Annotated in this window: 16 protein-coding genes and 1 tRNA gene; 9 read left to right on the forward strand and 8 right to left on the reverse strand. The window is 36.4% G+C overall.

The window, feature by feature from the left end:
- Nucleotides 1-58: 58 nt before the first annotated feature.
- On the reverse strand, nucleotides 59-937 hold the full coding sequence (locus KZH69_RS19435) for an AAA family ATPase (RefSeq protein ID WP_219319139.1): 879 nt from the start codon (nucleotides 935-937) through the stop codon (nucleotides 59-61).
- A gap of 17 nt (nucleotides 938-954) precedes the next feature.
- A complete protein-coding gene (locus KZH69_RS19440) occupies nucleotides 955-2940 on the reverse strand; it encodes a hypothetical protein (protein ID WP_219319140.1) in 1986 nt (661 codons plus the stop codon).
- Nucleotides 2941-3056: 116 nt separating this feature from the next.
- On the opposite strand from KZH69_RS19440, the gene KZH69_RS19445 reads away from it, so the two are divergent.
- Nucleotides 3057-3254, forward strand: a complete 198-nt coding sequence (locus KZH69_RS19445) for a hypothetical protein (RefSeq protein WP_219319141.1) — start codon at nucleotides 3057-3059, stop codon at nucleotides 3252-3254.
- Between the two features lie 81 nt (nucleotides 3255-3335).
- Here KZH69_RS19445 and KZH69_RS19450 read toward each other — a convergent pair whose 3' ends face one another.
- Nucleotides 3336-3515: a hypothetical protein gene (locus KZH69_RS19450; protein ID WP_219319142.1), complete on the reverse strand. Its 180-nt coding sequence runs from the start codon at nucleotides 3513-3515 to the stop codon at nucleotides 3336-3338.
- A gap of 105 nt (nucleotides 3516-3620) precedes the next feature.
- On the opposite strand from KZH69_RS19450, the gene KZH69_RS19455 reads away from it, so the two are divergent.
- Nucleotides 3621-4349 (forward strand): S24 family peptidase, encoded by a 729-nt coding sequence (locus KZH69_RS19455; RefSeq protein ID WP_219319143.1) that lies wholly within the window; start codon nucleotides 3621-3623, stop codon nucleotides 4347-4349.
- A 732-nt stretch (nucleotides 4350-5081) separates the two neighbouring features.
- Here the strand turns inward: KZH69_RS19455 and KZH69_RS19460 are convergent.
- The 5 genes from KZH69_RS19460 to dnaE form a co-directional block, all read right to left on the reverse strand.
- A tRNA-Asp gene (locus KZH69_RS19460) sits at nucleotides 5082-5155 on the reverse strand.
- 86 nt (nucleotides 5156-5241) lie between these two features.
- Nucleotides 5242-6168: a DUF58 domain-containing protein gene (locus tag KZH69_RS19465; protein WP_219319144.1), complete on the reverse strand. Its 927-nt coding sequence runs from the start codon at nucleotides 6166-6168 to the stop codon at nucleotides 5242-5244.
- Between the two features lie 141 nt (nucleotides 6169-6309).
- The gene (gene trxA, locus KZH69_RS19470) at nucleotides 6310-6627 is read right to left on the reverse strand and encodes a thioredoxin (protein WP_077377586.1); all 318 of its coding nucleotides are present in this window, start codon (nucleotides 6625-6627) and stop codon (nucleotides 6310-6312) included.
- Nucleotides 6628-6928: 301 nt separating this feature from the next.
- The gene (locus KZH69_RS19475; protein ID WP_219319145.1) at nucleotides 6929-7864 is read right to left on the reverse strand and encodes an outer membrane beta-barrel protein; all 936 of its coding nucleotides are present in this window, start codon (nucleotides 7862-7864) and stop codon (nucleotides 6929-6931) included.
- A gap of 178 nt (nucleotides 7865-8042) precedes the next feature.
- Nucleotides 8043-12566 carry a DNA polymerase III subunit alpha gene (gene dnaE / locus KZH69_RS19480; RefSeq protein WP_219319146.1) on the reverse strand — a complete coding sequence of 1508 codons (4524 nt, stop codon included), beginning with the start codon at nucleotides 12564-12566 and terminating at the stop codon, nucleotides 8043-8045.
- Nucleotides 12567-13449: 883 nt separating this feature from the next.
- On the opposite strand from dnaE, the gene leuC reads away from it, so the two are divergent.
- From leuC to leuB, 7 genes are all read left to right on the forward strand, one after another.
- Nucleotides 13450-14844, forward strand: coding sequence for a 3-isopropylmalate dehydratase large subunit (gene leuC / locus KZH69_RS19485; protein WP_219319147.1), 1395 nt, complete (start codon nucleotides 13450-13452; stop codon nucleotides 14842-14844).
- A gap of 73 nt (nucleotides 14845-14917) precedes the next feature.
- Complete coding sequence (locus KZH69_RS19490) at nucleotides 14918-15271, forward strand: four helix bundle protein (protein WP_219319148.1); 354 nt, start codon at nucleotides 14918-14920, stop codon at nucleotides 15269-15271.
- A 60-nt stretch (nucleotides 15272-15331) separates the two neighbouring features.
- Nucleotides 15332-15928 carry a 3-isopropylmalate dehydratase small subunit gene (gene leuD / locus KZH69_RS19495; RefSeq protein WP_219319149.1) on the forward strand — a complete coding sequence of 199 codons (597 nt, stop codon included), beginning with the start codon at nucleotides 15332-15334 and terminating at the stop codon, nucleotides 15926-15928.
- 55 nt (nucleotides 15929-15983) lie between these two features.
- A complete protein-coding gene (locus KZH69_RS19500; protein WP_255558522.1) occupies nucleotides 15984-16304 on the forward strand; it encodes an antibiotic biosynthesis monooxygenase family protein in 321 nt (106 codons plus the stop codon).
- Between the two features lie 16 nt (nucleotides 16305-16320).
- Nucleotides 16321-17109, forward strand: coding sequence for a methyltransferase domain-containing protein (locus tag KZH69_RS19505; RefSeq protein ID WP_219319150.1), 789 nt, complete (start codon nucleotides 16321-16323; stop codon nucleotides 17107-17109).
- 74 nt (nucleotides 17110-17183) lie between these two features.
- The gene (locus KZH69_RS19510; RefSeq protein ID WP_219319151.1) at nucleotides 17184-18707 is read left to right on the forward strand and encodes a hydroxymethylglutaryl-CoA lyase-like TIM-barrel protein; all 1524 of its coding nucleotides are present in this window, start codon (nucleotides 17184-17186) and stop codon (nucleotides 18705-18707) included.
- A 55-nt stretch (nucleotides 18708-18762) separates the two neighbouring features.
- Complete coding sequence (leuB, locus tag KZH69_RS19515) at nucleotides 18763-19824, forward strand: 3-isopropylmalate dehydrogenase (protein WP_219319152.1); 1062 nt, start codon at nucleotides 18763-18765, stop codon at nucleotides 19822-19824.
- Nucleotides 19825-20031: the final 207 nt, after the last annotated feature.

Raw genomic sequence — 20031 nt, forward strand, 5'->3', positions numbered from 1 at the left:
TTTTTAATAATCAATTTACCCCGAAATTAGGTGGTCAATTTGAACTGGAAAGTGGTGGTCAGTTTGCTCCGGAACTGGTGGTCAATTTACACTGGAAAGTGGTGGTCAATTTGACCGGTTTTTCCACTACATCTTGCTTGACCCTTCTTAAATCGCCTTCGCAATTGCCAAAAATGGTTTCTATTCTATCGAGATCGGTTAAGCCATTTTCTACACAAACAGCGCTCACATCTGATAGTGTAAGCGGCTTCAACTTCAAGAACTTTCTACCTATTCGGGACCACAACTCGAAGTAACCTGAGCGATCTGCTTTTACACCTCGTTTAATTCTTTTTTCGAGTGCAGGAACACCTGAGAGTAAAAAACCACAATGCCCTACTAAATCATTGTAGAAGTCTATAAAGAAGTCCATTGAACCATCCTTTAGTTTATCCATTTGGTCAATGATAACAAGTGGTTTGTCTAAACCGCTTAAATGATCTATGAAACGTTCTACTAAATCTTCGGTTGTTCCAAAATCATCCAAACCACAGGCTGTAACGAGTGCTTTAGCGTAGCTTTTTGATTTCCAAAATGTTTTACATTCAATATAAATTACATTAGGCAAAGTGCTGGCGATTAACTTATACGTTTGACTTTTCCCAGCTCCTGCATCGTAGGATATTCCGAAACTAATCGACTTTTCTTTGGCTTTTTCGGCATGTCGATAGATATATTCTAGGTTGGTAGTTTTGGCGGTGTTCCAGTCCAACTCAATACGAAGCTTCACTTTTACTTTGCGCCACATTTCATCTTTAATCAGAGTCCAATTCTCATTTATCATTTGGCTAATGGTCGCCGATGACACACCTGCTTTAGTTGCTACCTTGTTTTGAGAAGTCAAAGCACATAGGTGTTTTATTTCTTTTACTATTTGGTGTTTTTGTTCTGTTGTCATTGCTGGTGTTAGTTAAGTTAAAAATCGTATTCGTTATCTACTGCTTCGGTTATTAATTGCTCTACTTTGGTCATATTTCCACCCATTTTGATAAGCAAATCGGTGTCTTCTATTAGCGATTGTCTATTGATGCCTGTACGATCTTCGAGGGCTTTTAATTCTCGTTGTGTTTGTTCTAATTCTAATTTTCGAACTTGCATATCGGCAAACCATTTTTCTTTGTCGCCTTCTTTCATTAAAGCGGGTATATTTTGATGCTTTCGTTTGGGTTCTGCGTTGGCTACCCATACATAATTGTCTTTTTCATCTTTGGAGTAGAGCTGAACATATCCGTCCAGAAAATCGGGATCATAGCGTACTTTGAATTTCTTACCGATGTTTTTGTATCTAAAATCACTATCGACTTCGTCTTTTTTATTGTAAACTTCAAATTCATAATCGACACCGCCAATGTTTAGATTCATTCCCGAACCTTTGTAGGTTACTAGTTTTTTGGTTTCTTCAATCCACATCTTATCCATTATATCCCAAAGCGTTAATGGCTCTCTCATTGGCATTTCGTGCTGATAGACTTCGTTACGGCTCATTTCAAAATGCGGATGTTTTTTGGAGTTCCAAATATTGACCGCTGCTAACCACGCTTTTTGTAATTCGCCAACCGTTTTAAGATTATCCTTATTTTCGAGTATAAAATCAGTGTTCATTTTGTTGTCATCCCGCCTTACTGTGATTCCTTGACCGTCCGAAAACCAAAATTTAGTAATAACCTGCTGTTGGAAACGTGCAAACAATTGTTCTGACGGATTCGAGTGATTTCGAGCCTTATTCGGGTGGTGTGTTCCGTGTCCTTCGACTGCCATTAAAGAATCATATAATGTTTGCATTCTATCCATTTTATGCCCTCCTTGGTGGTCATAAGTCAGGTAATAAGGACGGCATTGTGCCTCATTTACTGCCATTTTAATAGCTTTGAAATGCTCTATATGACTTTCGGTAAAGGACAAATCCCATCCTATTATTTTTTCGGAATAGACATCAAACATCACGTCAATTTTAAGCTTTGCACCCATTTTATTAGAGCTTTCATCCCAATAGTGAATCCAGTCTAGTTTTGTACCATCAATCGCCCAATAAGCATTAGGAAACCAGTCACTTCTATCTCTGGTAATGGTATGTTTGTATTTTTTATTGTAGGCAGATAGCCCGTGGCGTGCTAGTGTCCAGATGCGTTCCCTTTCGGGTTCATAGAGCCAGTTGTAAATAGCACCTTCGGTTAAAGTATCCCAGTTGCGTTTGACCGCTTCCCTTTCATAGTCCCGCAATACTTCGGGGATAGACATTTTGTTTGGTAAGCAATATTTAGCAAGTATAAAATCGGCTATTTCATCTTTTATTTTTTGAGCGTTCTTTTGACCTTCGCCTTTATGAAGAAAAACTTCGTAGCCGTTTTTTAAATAGTCTTCATATTTGGCTTTTAATCGTCTAGGGTTACCAGGTAAGGAGAAACTCCATTTTTTAGGATTGATAGCATTTACGGCTTCGCTAATATTTTTCCAAATCTCAGTAGGTTTTCGACCAAATGTTTTAGATTTCGTTAAATGGTCATTAAGCACTATTCGAATGGCATTTAAAATTATGGCATTAGTCGCTTTTACTCGCTGATCTTCTAGTGATATAGATTTGCCACAAGGTTTACGATGTTCAGCAAAAAAAGTGATTGCTTTAATGTCTGGGATAATGTAGTTCTCTAACTTATTACGAACCACAACCTCTTTAGGTTCTCCTAACCCTTCTATGCATAGTTTCTTGAAATCAACACCTTGATGCACTGGTAAATCGTGAAAACTTACAAAAGGCTCATTACCTGGTCCACGTCCTTCTTTGGTACGGACTAACTTTCCTCGTTTGCATAGGTTTTGATAATTATCGTATGATATTAATCCCCAGTCTTCATAAAGAAGTTTAGCAGGAATGGATAGTAGGTTGTTATGGTATTCGTACATAATTTAAACGGGGTTTAAATGGTCTTTTTTTTGTTCCCGCCCAGTACTCGAAACTGGGAGTGTGCCACTCGGGGGGAATTACTATATTTACCTTCTCACTTATAAATAATAGTAATATGAATGAAACTGAAATCCAATTACAGCTTACAATGGTGTCTATCTTTGAAAAGCTGAAAATCTTCAAGGAACTGCTATCGCCTGAGCAGTTAATCCAATACAATGAAAAAATTAATTCGGCTAAAGAGAAGCATCAACAGCGTTTTTCAGAACTTTCAAAAGATTCTCTTGAACTTCTGGATAAGCAATTTTCTTAATTTCTTCTTTCAAGACTTCTCGTATTATCGGTGCGAGAAGTTTTTTTATAAATCTTCTGATCATAGCTTACTTTATTTACATTAATCTTCAGTTATTATACTTGCCGCCTCACTAAGTAATAGCGCTTTTGCACGAGCTCTTATTTTCTTGGCCAACTCTGAATTATTGTAATAATCGAGTGCCATTTTTACATTTTGCTTACTGGTGTCAAATTCCAATGCCATTTGGGATTTAAACTCGGGATGGATTCTTATTTTCATATCTTTGCTTTTGAAACTATGTTTTTATACTGTTTAACTGTATTTTGTTTTACAAATATAGAAAATATATTTTCTATTAAACAAATAAACGATAATATATTTGCTATGATTAAAAAAAGAATTATACAAGTACTTGAAAACAAAGGAATTCCAAAAGAAGTTTTTTATAAAAAAATAGGAATGACATCTGCAAGTTTCAGAGGAAAGGCAAGCGAGACTCCTATAAATTCAATTGCTATCGAAAATATATTATCGGAAATACCCGATTTAAACATTAATTGGTTGCTTACAGGTAATGGATCAATGATAAAGAGTGATTCAAACTTTATAAAAAACCCTTCAGAAACTAATTATCGTGAAGAGAAAAAACTCATACCATTATATGATGGCGTGGCCACCGCAGGAACTCAAGAAACGGCTATGTTAGATCAAACACACGAACCTGTAGAAATGATTGATGCAGGGGACTGGTTTCGTGATGCTACTGCTGCAATGCGAGTACACGGAGATAGTATGTACCCAGAATACAAGTCAGGAAGTATTGCGGCATTGCGAGAGGTTCAAAATAAACGCTTGGTTGTATATGGTCAGGATTACTTAATAGAAACAACAGAGTACAGAGTTATTAAGAGACTTCAAAAAAGTGATCTACCACAAAACTGGCTCGCTTGTTCAGTAAACGAAGAAAAATATGAGAGTTCCAGTCGCTTAATTCACGAACCCTTTGATGTTCATATCGATGATGTAAAAAGACTCTATCAAGTACTAGGAAATGTAAAGAGAAACCAAAGTAGTACTGTTATTCATGCTGGCAAGCCCCTAAAAAGAACATAAAAACGCTATTAATCAGTGATTTAACGCTTAAATATATGTGTTTTTTATGTATTTATACCCCCTAACTCAAAGCAGTTTTAAATACTAAACGGGTTATTTATGTTGTTTCACTATAGTTTCGGGTAATTATTTTAGTGTTTTTTGACCATGTATTTGACCATGTATTTGACCATCTAAAGAGTTTTTTACCTAAATAACTGTTTTGGGTAAATTTTGGGTTTGAGCATAAAAAAAGCCTGCCATAATAGGCAAGCTTTATTCCAAAATAAGCTGTTTAAGGCTTGTAAATAGTAGTTATATATATATTTGTAGCCGTGGGTGGTAGTTAGTTCTTTATATGGGTAATTAATTGCTATTTCAATGGTAGTAAAAAGATACTTAACAGTAGCAAAATGCACATTTTAAATTATTCCTTTTTTCGACCTTTTTTAGTGTTAAGTACTGATTTTATTGGTTTTTTCGACCTTTTTTATATTAGTGTGTATGTACATTTCATTTAATAGCCCCTATACGCAACTATTTTATAACACAAGAATTAAAAAAAACCTAACTCTTTTAAAATCAAAAAAGCCATCCGTAGATTCCGAATAAATTCAGAAGCATTGGAAAGCTTTTCATTGGTCTAACTACAAACCGGTCTCGTCATATAGGACGAGAAACAACACAACTAGCTTTAGATACCTTATTTGGGCAAAAAAGCCTTTCTGTTACGAAAGGCTTTTCCCAATATTGCGGTCTGGACGGGACTCGAACCCGCGACCCCATGCGTGACAGGCATGTATTCTAACCAACTGAACTACCAAACCTCTGCTTTATTGCGGTGGCAAAGATACAATAGATTTTCGTTTACACAAGCCTTTTATTAGAGAATTTTAAAAAAATCTCAGACTGATTACCCAAACTTTTGTTTTTCAATTAGGTAGGTCGTCAAAATTTTTTCAAAACTTTCACCAACTCCCACTGGAATGTACTTTATTTTGTTTTGAGCACAAGTTAAAGCTAACTTTTTGAAATAATCACCCACCTGCTTTTCGTATTCCTGCTTCACATTATCGGCAAAAATCACTACCTCATCTCCTGTTTCCACATCAATAAACTTCCTCGGCGCATTATCAAAATCAAATTTTAACTCCGTTTCGCGGTCGACCACATGAAACAAAACCACTTTATGCTTGTCATGCTTTAAATGCTGCAGGGCATTAAAAAGAGCCTCCTCATTCCCGGATTGAAACATATCCGTAAATAAAATAATCATCGAACGGCGATGAATTTTCTCCGCTATTTGATGTAAATAGGTGATGGTATCCGTTTGTTTGCTCTCTTTTGCAGTCTCCAAAAGCCCTTCAAGTTTGTTCAAAATCATCCTATGATGGCGATCGCTTCCCTTTTCTGGTGCATAGTACTCATAACTATCCGAAAACACACTTAACCCAACTGCATCCCGCTGTTTTTTTAACAGATTCATTAAAACCGCTGAAGCCAATACCGAAAAACCTATTTTACTTTCGTAAAATTGCTGATTGTCTTTCAATTTAGGATAATACATCGACGAAGAATTGTCAATGATAATATGGCATCTCAAATTGGTTTCCTCTTCAAAACATTTAGTGTACAATCGATCGGTTTTGGCAAACAACTTCCAATCAATATGTTTGGTACTTTCGCCCACATTATATACTTTATGTTCAGCAAACTCAGCCGAAAATCCATGAAACGGGCTTTTGTGCATCCCCGAAATAAAGCCTTCCACCACTTGATTGGCTATTAATTCTAGGTGTTGAAATCTGGATATTTTTTCTATTTGTGATTCGATCTTCATACTTCAAATGTATTAAAAGATTAAACGATTTAAAAATTAAAAGATTTGGCCTCAAATGAAAGTGGTGTTTTGCCCTTTTTTGAAACAAAAAAAGGCTTGACTTTCGCCAAACCTTTTTATATAAATTATAACCGTTACCGATTACAACAATGCGTCTAAGCTATCTGCATACGTTTGTTTCGGAGCCACTCCTACTTGTTTTCCAACTACTTCTCCGTTATGGAAAACTAATACTGTCGGAATGTTTCTAACACCGTATTTTGCAGCAAATTCCTGGTTTGCATCTACATCAACTTTACCTACAACTACTTTACCTTCGTACTCGTTGCTAAGTTCGTCAATGATTGGTCCAACCATTCTACAAGGTCCACACCATGCTGCCCAAAAATCTACCATTACAGGTTGTGTCGATTTCAAAACTACTTCTTCAAAAGTAGCATCTGTTATTGCTAATGCCATACTATTTTTATTTTATGTTTAAAATGCTTGTTTGTTTTAACTAGAGTACAAATTTAGAAATTAAAAACCAACCAAACGCCATTCCCAAATTAGTTTTCATTATAAATGTATTGCTAATAGTTATTTTCAAGTGATTAGAAGCTATTTCCAGCTGTACACTATATCTGTTGTCCCGAACCCCGGGACAACAGGATGCCGTTTCCATCTGGGCTAGGGGCATCAAGGATTTCAAGAACTTTTTTAGACAATAAAAAAAGACCCTCTTTTCAGAAGGCCTTGATTCTATTTCAATTGCGTTTGATTACAGACTGTATTTTAATCCAAAAGTCATTCCTAATCCACTAATTCCAACATAAGAACTAATATCATCAGTTGATTTAGTACTGTCAAAACCAGCAGCGTTTGTTACTTTACTATTTGAAGTAGTATTGATTTGATCTACATAGTTAACATGGCTTGCAGAGTAAGAAGCATCAGCACGGAAACCAGTAGGAGTATTTAATTTATCTACACCATTTTCAGTGTATTCTTTTGTTTCTTTCGATTTTCCATGAACAGTGAAATTACGGTATTCCAATTCAGCAAAAAGAGAAATGTTTTTCCCCAATTTATAAGATGTTCCCAAAGCAGCCATAAAACCAACTGTTGGATTTGGCAATACCACATCTTTAGAATACGTATTTGTAGTTCCAAGTGGATTAGTATATGTTCTATTTGTTTCAATAGTTAAATCACCAACTACAGGAACAATAACCCCTACTTTAGTGTAAGGCTCAAATCCATGAGTTTCACCCAAAAATAAAACAACTGCAGGAGCTAAATCAAAAGCAGTAATTTTACCTTCAGCAGTCCCAGTTACAAAAACACCAGCAGCAATTTGTCTATTCACGGTTTCAACCATAGTTTTGTCTTTTCCAGTAAAATAATTAAATCCCATCTCAACACCTAAACGTGGTGAAAAACGATATCCTACATTTAAACCTGTACGAAAACCTTCTCCAAATGATCCGTGATTTGTTTCTCTAGAAGCCAAAGTGGTTCCGTTTGCAGCATAAACATCAGTGTTTGGCAATGCACCAGAAACAGTTGGGAATTCTGTTGCAGCCGTTTGGATAAAATAAGAACCTCCTAATTTAAAATACCAAGTTTCTGGCTTACTGTCTGCAGTACTTGTGGTTTGTCCTACCATAGTCATTGTAGAGACTAATAATCCGAATAATAATAAACTCTTTTTCATGATTTTTTGTTAATTAATTTGCGCAAACTTAAAATAATTTTAACTATTCTTTAAAATCACTTTAAGCACCTCAACACCTAATTAATACTATTTTTAACACTTATGTCCTTTTTTTACTATGCATGCATAATTTTAACTAAAAAACATGAAAAACGTCTAAAAATTTAACTTTTAAAAATCAATTTAATTTAAAATTAATCTGCATTTTCTCTAATTCAAACAACAATTCATTCGAAATTTGAACTTTCAGCTTTCTACTTGGCATTGATAATTTGGTCACTACTTTTATTTCTTCTACCTCGGTTACTTGCTTTGCTTCAACTACTTCTGTTGTTTCTTCATTTTCATCCACAAAAGACTCTTCTTCATTTTCGGTAAACTCAGGCGTTGCTTCAACGATTCGCTTTATTTTTTCAAGCTCCATAATTTCAAAAGAAACCGTATTATCACCTCTATGTTCTTGAAAAAGACGATTCAGTTTATGAATAAATTCAGTCTCAATATCTTTTATATTCAACAAAAGAATCAACTTTTTAGCGAACGTGCTCAACACATCCTGTAAATACTGCACTAGTACAAACTGCATTCTTGGATCTGTTTTCTTGCCCGTATCCTGATTCACCCAACCTTCTTTTATCATCACTTTCATGAATGTGAAATTATTTTGAATAAAGAAATGCCTAAACTTTAAATACTCTTCCCCAAAAATTTTAAATTCATAACTCTCGTCATAACCTTCCAAAACAAAGGTCCCCCATCCCTTTCCATTCTTGGCAACCCGGTGCTGCACATTGGTAATAATTCCACCAAAAGTTAAGTTCTTGCCAACGTAGACTTCCATATTCTTCAAAGCCTCTAATTTGGCATTACAAAAATATTTCATCTCAAATTTATAATCATCCAGCGGATGCCCCGAAATATAGATTCCAACCACCTCTTTCTCTTTGGCCAGTTTTTCCATAGTGCTCCAGTCTTCACAAGGAGGCACTACGGGTTCGGCAATTTGCACATCGCTACTTTCTCCAAACAAACTTACCTGCGATGAATTTTCATTCTCTTGAAATTTAGAACCGTACTTAATGGATTTTTCATAGAATGTAATTCCATCACCATCATCATGAAAATATTGCGCTCTGGTCGTTCCTTCAAACGAATCGAAACCACCCGCTAAAATTAAATTCTCCAGTGCTTTTTTATTCGCTGCCCGCAAATCAATTCGCTTGGTCAAATCGAAAATAGATTTGTATTTTCCGTCTTTTCTGTTCTCTACTATAGTCGCAACCGCTCCAGAACCAACACCTTTTATGGCACCCATTCCAAAACGTACCGCGTAATCATCATTTACGGTAAACTTATAATACGATTCGTTTACATCGGGTCCAAGAACCTGCAAACCCATACGCTTACATTCTTCCATAAAAAAGGACACCTGTTTAATATCATTCATATTATTAGAGAGTACTGCCGCCATATATTCCGCTGGATAATGGGCTTTTAGATAAGCGGTTTGATACGCGATCCAAGCATAACAAGTGGAGTGCGATTTATTAAACGCATAACTCGCAAATGCTTCCCAGTCTTTCCAAATTTTCTCCAAAACGGTTGCATCATGACCTTTTTCGGCAGCTTGGGCAACAAACTTCGGTTTCATTTTATCTAGTACATCTTTTTGCTTCTTACCCATGGCTTTACGCAATACGTCGGCCTCACCTTTAGTAAATCCTGCTAACGATTGGGACAAAAGCATTACCTGCTCTTGGTAAACGGTAATTCCATAAGTTTCACCTAAATATTCTTCACAGGCATCGAGATCGTATTTAATTTCTTCTTCCCCGTTTTTTCTTCTAACGAAGGATGGAATGTACTCCAAAGGTCCTGGGCGATACAAGGCATTCATCGCAATCAAATCCCCAAAAACCGTTGGCTTCAAATCCTTCATGTATTTCTGCATTCCTGGTGACTCGTATTGGAAAATCCCAACCGTTTCCCCTCTTTGGAAGAGCTCATAAGTTTTGACATCATCAATCGGAAAAGTATCAGGATCGAGTTGAATTCCGGTTCTGTACTTTACCAATTTTACGGTATCTTTTATCAAAGTTAAGGTCTTCAGACCCAAAAAGTCCATCTTCAGCAATCCGGCACTTTCGGCAACGGAGTTGTCAAACTGAGTTACATACAAATCTGAATCTTTGGCCGTAGTAACTGGAACGAAATTCGTAATATCCGATGGCGTAATAATCACCCCACAAGCATGAATTCCGGTATTTCGCATCGAACCCTCCAAAATCTTCGCCTGCTGAATGGTTTCTCCCGCCAAATCACCCGAATTGGCAATAGCGATCAATTCTTTTACATTGTCAAATTCATCTGAGCGCAAGGCTTTTTTAACCTCATCCTCACTTTCAGAAATAAAACGTGCCAAATTCCATTTAGATGGCATCATTCCTGGAATCAGTTTTGCAATCCTGTCGGCTTCAAACAAAGGCAAATCCAGTACTCGAGCCGTGTCACGAATTGCTGATTTGGTTGCCATTTTACCATAAGTGATAATTTGTGCTACCTGATTCTTACCATATTTATTGATAACGTAATCCATAACTCGACCACGGCCCTCGTCATCAAAATCGATATCAATATCGGGCATAGACACACGATCCGGATTCAGGAAACGCTCAAAAAGCAAATCGTACTTTATCGGGTCAATATTCGTAATTCCCAAACAATAAGCCACCGCAGAACCCGCCGCCGATCCACGGCCGGGTCCAACCGAAACATCCATTTCTCTGGCTTTGGCAATAAAATCCTGAACAATCAAGAAATACCCAGGATATCCTGAATTAGAAATAGTCAATAACTCAAAATCCAATCTCTCTTGAATGTCTGGAGTAATTTCTCCATATCTTTTTTCTGCCCCTACCATTGTAAGGTGACGCAAATATTTGTTTTCACCTCGAACACCGCCATCAGCCTCATCTTCTGCCACAAAAAACTCTTCCGGAATATCATATTTAGGAAGCAATACATCGCGATAAAGCGAGTAAATTTCGACCTTGTCTACAATTTCCTGAATGTTGGCAATAGCATCAGGCAAATCGGCGAAGAGCTTTTTCATTTCCTCTTCCGACTTATAATAGTATTCTTGATTAGGCAATCCATAACGATATCCACGACCACGACCAATAGGCGTGGCCTGCTTTTCACCGTCTTTTACACACAACAAAATATCGTGCGCATTGGCATCTTCCTTATTTACATAATAGGTGTTATTGGTAGCTATTAATTTTACATCGTGTTTTTGAGAAAAGGCAACCAAGGTTTGATTTACACGATTTTCATCCTCTTGATTATGACGCATTATTTCAAGGTACAAATCGGAACCGAATTGTTCTTTCCACCAAATTAAGGCTTCTTCGGCTTGGTTTTCACCAATATTCAGAATTTTACTCGGAATCTCTCCGTATAAATTCCCGGACAAAACCATGATATCTTCCTTGTATTTTTCTACAATTGCCCTGTCAATTCTAGGCACATAATAAAAACCTGCTGTGTATGCAATAGAAGCCATTTTGGCCAAATTGTGATATCCTTTTTTGTTTTTAGCCAACAAAACCACTTGATAACCATTGTCCTTTTTGGATTTATCCAAATGGTTTTCACAGATATTAAATTCGCAACCTACAATAGGCTTGATTTCGGTTTCCGTTGGGGCTGAACCATTTTCGACTAACTCCTTATTTTTCGCAGAAGCCGATTTGTTGTGATTCATTACCGCACTCACAAAATGGAATGCTCCCATCATATTTCCCGTATCCGTCATCGCCACGGCAGGGAATTTATTTTTGGCCGTCACCGAAACCAAAGCTCCGATAGCGATGGTTGACTGCAAAACCGAAAACTGCGTATGGTTGTGTAAATGCGCGAAAGCCGCATCTACCAATACTTTTTTATTCTCTGTAAGTTCTTCTTTCGAAACCGAAACAACTTGTTTTTCGCCAAATTGAAGTCGGATTCTTTCGGAAGCTTCTTTTAGGTTAATGTGTTTTAAACCAATTAGCTCAATTTCGTGCGGATTTTTACTTTTGAAATCCTTGAAATAACCCACTTCAACATCAAGCTCTTCTTTGGTAAAAATATCTCTACGGATTAATTCCAAGAAACAACGCGTGGTAGCCTCAACGTCGGCAGTTGCGTTGTGCGCTTCCGCAAAAGGGGAGTCGAAAAGATATTGATGCAATTCAGTTAGAGTAGGCAATTTGAATTTTCCTCCACGACCTCCGGGCAATTTCAATAACGAAGCAGTGACCTCGGTACAAGTATCCAGAATTGGCATTTCACCCATAGGAGAAGCAACACCCATTCGGTAGAATTCACAACCCATAATGTTGATGTCGAAACCTAGATTCTGACCTACAATAAATTTGGCTTTGCCTAAAGCAACATTGAATTTCTCCAAAACTTCAGCCAAAGAAATCCCTTCGGCTTCTGCCAATTCGGTAGAGATTCCGTGAATACGCTCGGCATCATACGGAATATTGAATCCTTCGGGTTTTACCAAATAATCCTGATGTTCGATGAGTTTCCCCATGTCATCATGCAACTGCCATGCGATTTGAATACATCTTGGCCAGTTGTCGGTGTCAGAAATGGGTGCGCCCCATTTCTTGGGTAATCCTGTGGTTTCGGTATCGAATATTAAGTACATAGTTTCTGAAAAGCAAAATTAAAGTTCCAATTTGCTGACTTTTATTTCCCTAAAATATTGATTTTATGGAAAGCAAAAAGTGTTCTAATACAAAATGATGGAAGTTCAAATTTAGTTTTTTTATGGGGATTGGAAGCCTTAAGTTATTAACAAAAAACAGACGCTTAGCTATAAGTTTAAAATTTCATTCGTAAAAAAACATTCCTTTAATACTCAAATGTTCTTGCGCCCGCGTGAGGGATAGAAGTAAGCTACCGAAGTAGCACGGATAGCCCGACCCAGTTGAGGAAAGGGGCTGTATAAGCGGTGCTCTAAGTAAGCCCCTTTTCTCAGCTGGGGCACGCCCAAAAGATTTTTAAATTTTATCCTTTTGGTTTCTTTCCAAAAACCTACTTTCTAATCAAATATTCATCTCTTCTCTTTTTTGGATGTCGTAGTATTTTAGCAAAAAAATGGAGGTCTAAAAACTCGAAAATTGCATTATTTACGGCTTCATAAATTGGTTTTTTAGTTAATTTTTATCAAATATTAAGAATACAAAATATAACAATAATCACTATTTTTTAAATTTTTGTTGTGATTTTTTAATCAGATTAGATATTTATGCGTTTTATTTGTAATAAATTTGCAAATTATTAAAAACACGACAAAAAGCTTCAAATCTACTTTGAAAAGGAATTCAAAGTCAAATTTAGAAAGAGTATTTTTTTATCGAAAACAACGAACTAAAGTGCAATAGTGTTGTAAAGCCCTTTTGGGTATCGTATATAAACGCTTTTCGAAATTGACGACTCTCTTTTCTTTTTTAAATTTGTTGCCAATGATATAATTGTTAGGAAATTGTCCTGATTATAAAAGAGAAATACACTAAAAAATAGTTAAAATGAGTACTACATTATTCGACAAAGTATGGGATTCGCACGTGGTGCGTAAAATAGAAGATGGACCAGATGTGTTTTTTATTGACCGTCATTTTATTCACGAAGTGACTAGTCCTGTAGCTTTTTTAGGTTTAAAAGAAAGAGGTATCAAGGTATCGTATCCTGAGCGTACTTTTGCAACTGCCGATCACAATACACCAACTATAAACCAACACTTACCGGTTGCCGATGCTTTATCTGCCAACCAATTGAAAGCGTTGGAAGACAATGCAGCTGAATATGGTATTTCACACTGGGGATTGGGACACCAAAAAAATGGTATTGTTCACGTTGTAGGTCCTGAAAACGGAATTACTTTACCGGGTGCAACTATCGTTTGTGGTGACTCTCATACTTCTACTCACGGTGCTTTTGGAGCTATTGCTTTTGGTATCGGAACTTCAGAAGTGGAAATGGTTATGGCTACTCAATGTATTATGCAGCCTAAGCCAAAGAAAATGCGTATCAACGTAAACGGAACTTTAAGTAAAGGTGTGGGTCCAAAAGACGTTGCACTATATATTATTTCAAAATTAACTACTTCGGGAGGAACAGGATATTTTGCTGAATATGCCGGAAACGTTTTTGAAGAAATGTCAATGGAAGGTCGTATGACCGTTTGTAACTTGAGTATCGAAATGGGTGCCCGTGGTGGTATGATTGCTCCTGACCAAAAAACTTTCGATTTCTTAGAAGGACGTTTATACGCTCCAAAAGGCGAAGCTTGGGATAAAGCGGTTGCTTACTGGAAAACTTTGAAAACTGATGCTGATGCCGTTTTTGATGCTGAATTGAACATCGATGCTGCTGATATTGAACCAATGATTACTTATGGCACGAATCCTGGTATGGGAATCGGTATCACAAAACATATTCCAAACGCCAACCAAGTGGAAGGTGGTGAGGAAACTTATAAAAAATCTTTGGCCTATATGGGCTTCCACGAAGATGACATAATGATTGGGAAACCAATTGATTTTGTTTTCCTTGGAAGTTGTACTAATGGTCGTATTGAAGATTTTAGAGCTTTTACAGAAATTGTTAAAGGAAGAAAAAAAGCAGACAATGTTACTGCTTGGTTAGTTCCAGGTTCTCACGTTGTAGAAGCGCAAATCAAAGAAGAAGGTCTTTTGGACATACTTACTGAAGCTGGTTTTGTATTGCGTCAGCCTGGTTGTTCAGCTTGTTTGGCTATGAACGACGATAAGGTTCCTGCTGGAAAATATGCGGTAAGTACATCAAACAGAAACTTTGAAGGTCGTCAAGGTCCTGGTTCAAGAACGCTATTGGCTAGTCCAATTATGGCTGCTGCCGCTGCTGTTACCGGAAAACTGACAGATCCAAGAGAATTGATGTAAAAAAGCAGTCGGCCTTGGGCTTTCGGCTATGGGCTATCAGCCGAAAGCTCAAAGCTGATGGCCCAAAGCCCATATGAGAGATTTTAGAAAATATAATGTTTGGCAAGAAAGTCATTTGTTTACACTTGAAGTTTATCAAGTAACAAAAGAGTTTCCAAAAGAAGAATTATTTGGATTAACAAGTCAATTGAGAAGAGCAGTTTCTTCTATTCCAACAAATTTTGCTGAAGGTTGTGGTTCTAATTCCGAAAAAGAATTTGCAAGATATTTGAATATTGCAATTGCTTCCTGCTCAGAAGTTGAATATTTATTATTACTTTCTTCTGACTTGAAATATTTAAAACCTGAAATTCATCAGACTTTAGAAAGCAAAGTTATTCAAATTAGAAAACAGATTTACCAATTAAGACTAAAATTAAATCAATAAAATTAGTGCAGTTTTGCCCAAAGCTCAAAGCTCAAAGCCGACTGCCAAAAACAAATAAAAATGGCATACGATAAATTTAACATCCTTACGAGTAGTGCAGTGCCACTACCAATAGAAAACGTTGATACGGATCAAATCATCCCTGCTCGTTTCTTGAAAGCTACAAAACGTGAAGGTTTTGGAGACAACCTTTTTAGAGACTGGAGATACAATGGAGACGATACTCCAAAAGCAGATTTCGTTTTAAACGACAAAACATACAGCGGAAAAATATTAGTGGGCGGAAAAAACTTTGGTTCGGGTTCTTCAAGAGAGCACGCAGCTTGGGCGGTTTACGATTACGGATTCCGTGCAGTAGTTTCTAGTTTCTTTGCAGATATCTTCAAAGGAAATTGCTTGAATATTGGTGTTTTACCTGTTCAAGTTAGTCCAGAATTTGCTGAAACTATTTTCAAAGCTATCGAAGCAAATCCAAAAACAGAATTAGAAATTAATCTTCCTGAGCAAACCATTACACTAAAAGTAACTGGTCAAAAAGAATCTTTTGCCATTAATGGGTACAAAAAGAACAATATGATTAACGGATTTGATGATATTGACTACTTGCAAAACATTAAAGAAGAGATTACAGGGTTTGCAGATAAACTGCCTTACTAAAAAAAATAAATACAATTAGTTAAGAAACCCGACACATTTTTTAAATCTGTCGGGTTTGTATATAAAAATAGGTATGGTTTTAGAAATGGCTATTCTGCAGGTAATAAAAGGAGAAGAACAAAATTTTGAAAGAGATTTTGCAATTGCCAGTCAGTTCATACAATCCATTCCAGGTTATGTAAGTCATAGTTTGAGAAAATGTTTAGAGAAGGAAAATAAATATCTTCTCTTGGTAGATTGGGAGAAATTAGAAGATCATACGGTTGGCTTTAGAGAATCGGAAGCCTATTTAGAATGGAAAAAATTGTTGCATCATTATTACAATCCGTTCCCTGTCGTGGAGCATTACGAAATGGTTTTGGAACATAAAAAATAATTTTAAATTATAAAAAATGAAATCAAACAAACACATACAAAGAGACGAACAGGCGACCAAAATATTTGATGACCGAAGCCTTAAAAATGATTACAGAAATCTGATGGGCATTTTAAAACCGGGCATGAATATTCTGGATGTCGGCTGTGGGACAGGCGCTATTTCAAAAGACATTGCAAAAATAGTTGGAGAAAAAGGAAAAGTTATTGGAATTGACAATACCGAAAATTTCATTTTAAGTGGAAAGGAATCCTATCAAGACATCACGAATTTAGAATTAATTCATGTTGATTTATTTGATTTCAATCCAGAAGAAAAATTCGATTTAATTGTTTCGGCCAGAGTATTACAATGGTTGAGTAATCCAAAAGAGGCTTTGTTAAAAATAAAATCCCTTTTGAAACCAAACGGTCAAATTTCAATTTTGGACTATGACCATACCAATCTAAATTGGAATCCGTCTCCGCCAGAAAGCATGCAGACCTTTTATGATACTTTCTTAAAATGGAGACAGGACGCTGGAATGAATAATAGAATTGCAGAAGATTTGCCTGATTTATTGAAAGAAGCAGGTTTTCATTCTATCGAAAAAATAAATTCTGATGACTTTTATAATGAAGAAAGATCAGATTATAAATCGAAAATAGGCATTTGGTCAAAAGTTGCCGGCTCTCTTCAAATGGTAGAAGAAGGCTATTTAGACAATGAATTACGATTGAAAGCCATAGAAGAATACAACCATTGGATAGAAACCGAAGCAATTTCTATGACAATGAAATTAAATGAAGTGCGAGGAAAAATATAAAATTTGCCAGAAAGCAAAACAATAATACAAAACATACAATACCCCTTTTTTTAAAGGACTTATAGAACAGCAATATGGAAAAAAGAAAAATTGAAATAATGGATACTACACTTCGCGATGGTGAACAAACCTCGGGAGTATCCTTTTCTGCTGCAGAAAAGTTAACCATTGCGCAATTATTGCTAGAAGAACTAAATATTGACCGTATCGAAATCGCATCAGCTCGTGTAAGTGAGGGTGAATTTCAAGGCGTGAGCGGAATTATGTCCTGGGCTGAAGAAAAAGGATATACCGACAGAATCGAAGTATTGGCTTTTGTAGATGGCGGAATTTCTATCGAATGGATGAAAAAAGCGGGGGCCAAAGTTCAAAATTTATTGACTAAAGGTTCTTTAAATCATTTGACCCATCAATTAAAAAAAACGCCGGAACAGCATTTTACCGAAATTGCGCAATCTATTGCTTTGGCAAACGAAAACGGAATTTCCACCAATGTCTATTTGGAAGACTGGAGCAACGGTATGCGTAATTCTCCTGAATATGTTTTTCAATATTTGGATTTTTTGGTGACACAACCTGTTAAAAGAATATTATTACCCGATACTTTAGGTGTTCTTATTCCATCAGACACTTTTGAATTTATATCTAAAATCACTGCAAAATACCCTAACATTCATTTTGATTTCCACGCTCACAACGATTATGATTTGAGCGTTGCCAATGTAATGGAAGCTGTAAAAGCTGGTATTAACGGTTTACACGTTACCGTAAACGGAATGGGAGAACGCGCTGGAAATGCTCCCCTTGAAAGTACTGTTGCCGTCATTAATGATTTTATGCCTGATGTAAAAATCAACATCAAAGAATCGTCTTTATACTCAGTAAGCAAACTTGTTGAAACATTTACCGGTTACAGAATCCCCGCCAACAAACCTATTGTAGGTGATAATGTTTTTACACAAACTGCAGGAATCCACGCAGATGGAGACAACAAAAACAATTTGTATTTTAATGATTTACTTCCGGAGCGCTTTGGAAGAAAACGAAAATATGCTTTAGGAAAAACATCAGGTAAAGCCAACATTGAAAAAAATCTTCAAGAATTGGGATTGAAACTAAACCCTGAAGATTTGAAATTGGTAACCCAACGAATCATCGAATTGGGAGACAAAAAGGAAACGGTTACCAAAGAAGATTTACCGTACATCATTTCGGATGTATTGGACAGCCAATCTTATGAAGAAAAAATTGTAGTGGAATCGTATGTATTGGTTCACGCCAAAGGATTACGTCCTTCGACTACTCTATGTTTAAAAATTGACGGTGAAATTTTTGAAGAAAATGCACAAGGTGATGGTCAATTTGATGCTTTTATGAATGCGCTTTCCAAAATTTATAAAACCAAAAAAATGATTTTGCCTAAATTAGTCGATTATGCAGTTCGGATTCCTCCCGGCAGTAGTTCGGATGCATTATGCGAAACCATTATCACTTGGACTCACAACGGAAAAGAATTTAAAACAAGAGGATTAGATTCAGATCAAACCGTTGCCGCTATAATTGCAACTCAAAAAATGTTGAATGTGGTGGTGATTTAAAAAGAAATTACAATTGAAAAAAATCTATTAAAAATATAATTAAAAATTAACAACAATGAAATTCAACATTGCCCTTTTAGCCGGAGACGGAATCGGACCAGAAGTAATTAACGAAGCAGTTAAAGTTTCGGATGCCATTGCCAAAAAATTCAACCACGAAATCACTTGGACACCTGCTCTTACAGGTGCTTGTGCTATTGATGCCGTTGGTGTTCCTTACCCAGACGAAACTCACGAAATTTGTATGGCTGCCGATGCTGTTCTTTTTGGAGCTATTGGACACCCAAAATACGACAACAATCCAAGTGCGCCTGTTCGTCCAGAACAAGGTTTATTGTTAATGCGTAAAAAATTAGGTTTGTTTGCCAATGTACGTCCGACCTTTACATTTCCTTCTTTGATTGATAATTCTCCATTAAAAAGAGAACGTATCGAAGGAACTGATTTGGTTTTCTTGAGAGAATTAACTGGAGGAATTTATTTTGGAGAAAAAGGAAGAAGAGACAACGGAGAAACTGCTTTTGACAACTGTGTGTACACTAGAGTTGAAGTGCAGCGTTTGGCAAAAAAAGGTTTTGAACTAGCAATGACGCGTTCTAAAAAATTATGTTGTGTGGATAAAGCCAATGTATTGGAAACGTCTCGTTTGTGGAGAGAAACAGTTCAGGCAATGGAAAAAGACTATCCAGAGGTTGAAGTAAGTTACGAATTTGTCGATGCGGTGGCAATGCGATTGGTACAATGGCCAAACTCTTATGACGTATTGATTACAGAAAACCTATTTGGAGATATTTTGACCGATGAAGCTTCTGTTATTTCTGGTTCAATGGGATTAATGCCATCAGCATCAGTAGGTGAACACACTTCATTATACGAACCAATACACGGTTCATACCCTCAAGCAACTGGATTAAATATTGCCAATCCATTGGCAACTGTTTTATCGGCAGCAATGATGTTTGAAGATGCATTTGGATTAAAAGCAGAAGCAGAAGCTATTAGAGCAGTAGTAAACAAATCATTGGAACAAGGAATTGTGACCGAAGATTTAGTGGCTAAAGGTGCGAAATCTTACTCGACTAGCGACGTAGGTGACTGGTTGGTCGCCAATTTATAGATACTATATTATAGAAGTGCAAAATACAATGTGCCTTTATAATAAAAATGGATTAAACAAAAAAGGTGTCAATTTACATTGACGGTAGTGTCTCACTAAGTGTGTAAGTTGAAAAGTTATTCTGAAAAATATTTGAGCTAATTTAAAAAGCTCAAAAATATTTTTTGGAAATAACTTTTTTGCTATTTTTAAAATTACATAGTTATG

Origin of the sequence: Flavobacterium taihuense, assembly GCF_019351435.1 — a bacterium.
In the GTDB taxonomy this organism is placed as follows: Bacteria; Bacteroidota; Bacteroidia; order Flavobacteriales; family Flavobacteriaceae; genus Flavobacterium; species Flavobacterium taihuense.

Bases quoted from the DNA above. Each gene is read 5' to 3' on its own strand.
- KZH69_RS19435 (WP_219319139.1), bottom strand. From the start codon at position 937: ATGACAACAGAACAAAAACACCAAATAGTAAAAGAAATAAAACACCTA.
- KZH69_RS19440 (WP_219319140.1), bottom strand. From the start codon at position 2,940: ATGTACGAATACCATAACAACCTACTATCCATTCCTGCTAAACTTCTT.
- KZH69_RS19445 (WP_219319141.1), top strand. From the start codon at position 3,057: ATGAATGAAACTGAAATCCAATTACAGCTTACAATGGTGTCTATCTTT.
- KZH69_RS19450 (WP_219319142.1), bottom strand. From the start codon at position 3,515: ATGAAAATAAGAATCCATCCCGAGTTTAAATCCCAAATGGCATTGGAA.
- KZH69_RS19455 (WP_219319143.1), top strand. From the start codon at position 3,621: ATGATTAAAAAAAGAATTATACAAGTACTTGAAAACAAAGGAATTCCA.
- KZH69_RS19465 (WP_219319144.1), bottom strand. From the start codon at position 6,168: ATGAAGATCGAATCACAAATAGAAAAAATATCCAGATTTCAACACCTA.
- trxA (WP_077377586.1), bottom strand. From the start codon at position 6,627: ATGGCATTAGCAATAACAGATGCTACTTTTGAAGAAGTAGTTTTGAAA.
- KZH69_RS19475 (WP_219319145.1), bottom strand. From the start codon at position 7,864: ATGAAAAAGAGTTTATTATTATTCGGATTATTAGTCTCTACAATGACT.
- dnaE (WP_219319146.1), bottom strand. From the start codon at position 12,566: ATGTACTTAATATTCGATACCGAAACCACAGGATTACCCAAGAAATGG.
- leuC (WP_219319147.1), top strand. From the start codon at position 13,450: ATGAGTACTACATTATTCGACAAAGTATGGGATTCGCACGTGGTGCGT.
- KZH69_RS19490 (WP_219319148.1), top strand. From the start codon at position 14,918: ATGAGAGATTTTAGAAAATATAATGTTTGGCAAGAAAGTCATTTGTTT.
- leuD (WP_219319149.1), top strand. From the start codon at position 15,332: ATGGCATACGATAAATTTAACATCCTTACGAGTAGTGCAGTGCCACTA.
- KZH69_RS19505 (WP_219319150.1), top strand. From the start codon at position 16,321: ATGAAATCAAACAAACACATACAAAGAGACGAACAGGCGACCAAAATA.
- KZH69_RS19510 (WP_219319151.1), top strand. From the start codon at position 17,184: ATGGAAAAAAGAAAAATTGAAATAATGGATACTACACTTCGCGATGGT.
- leuB (WP_219319152.1), top strand. From the start codon at position 18,763: ATGAAATTCAACATTGCCCTTTTAGCCGGAGACGGAATCGGACCAGAA.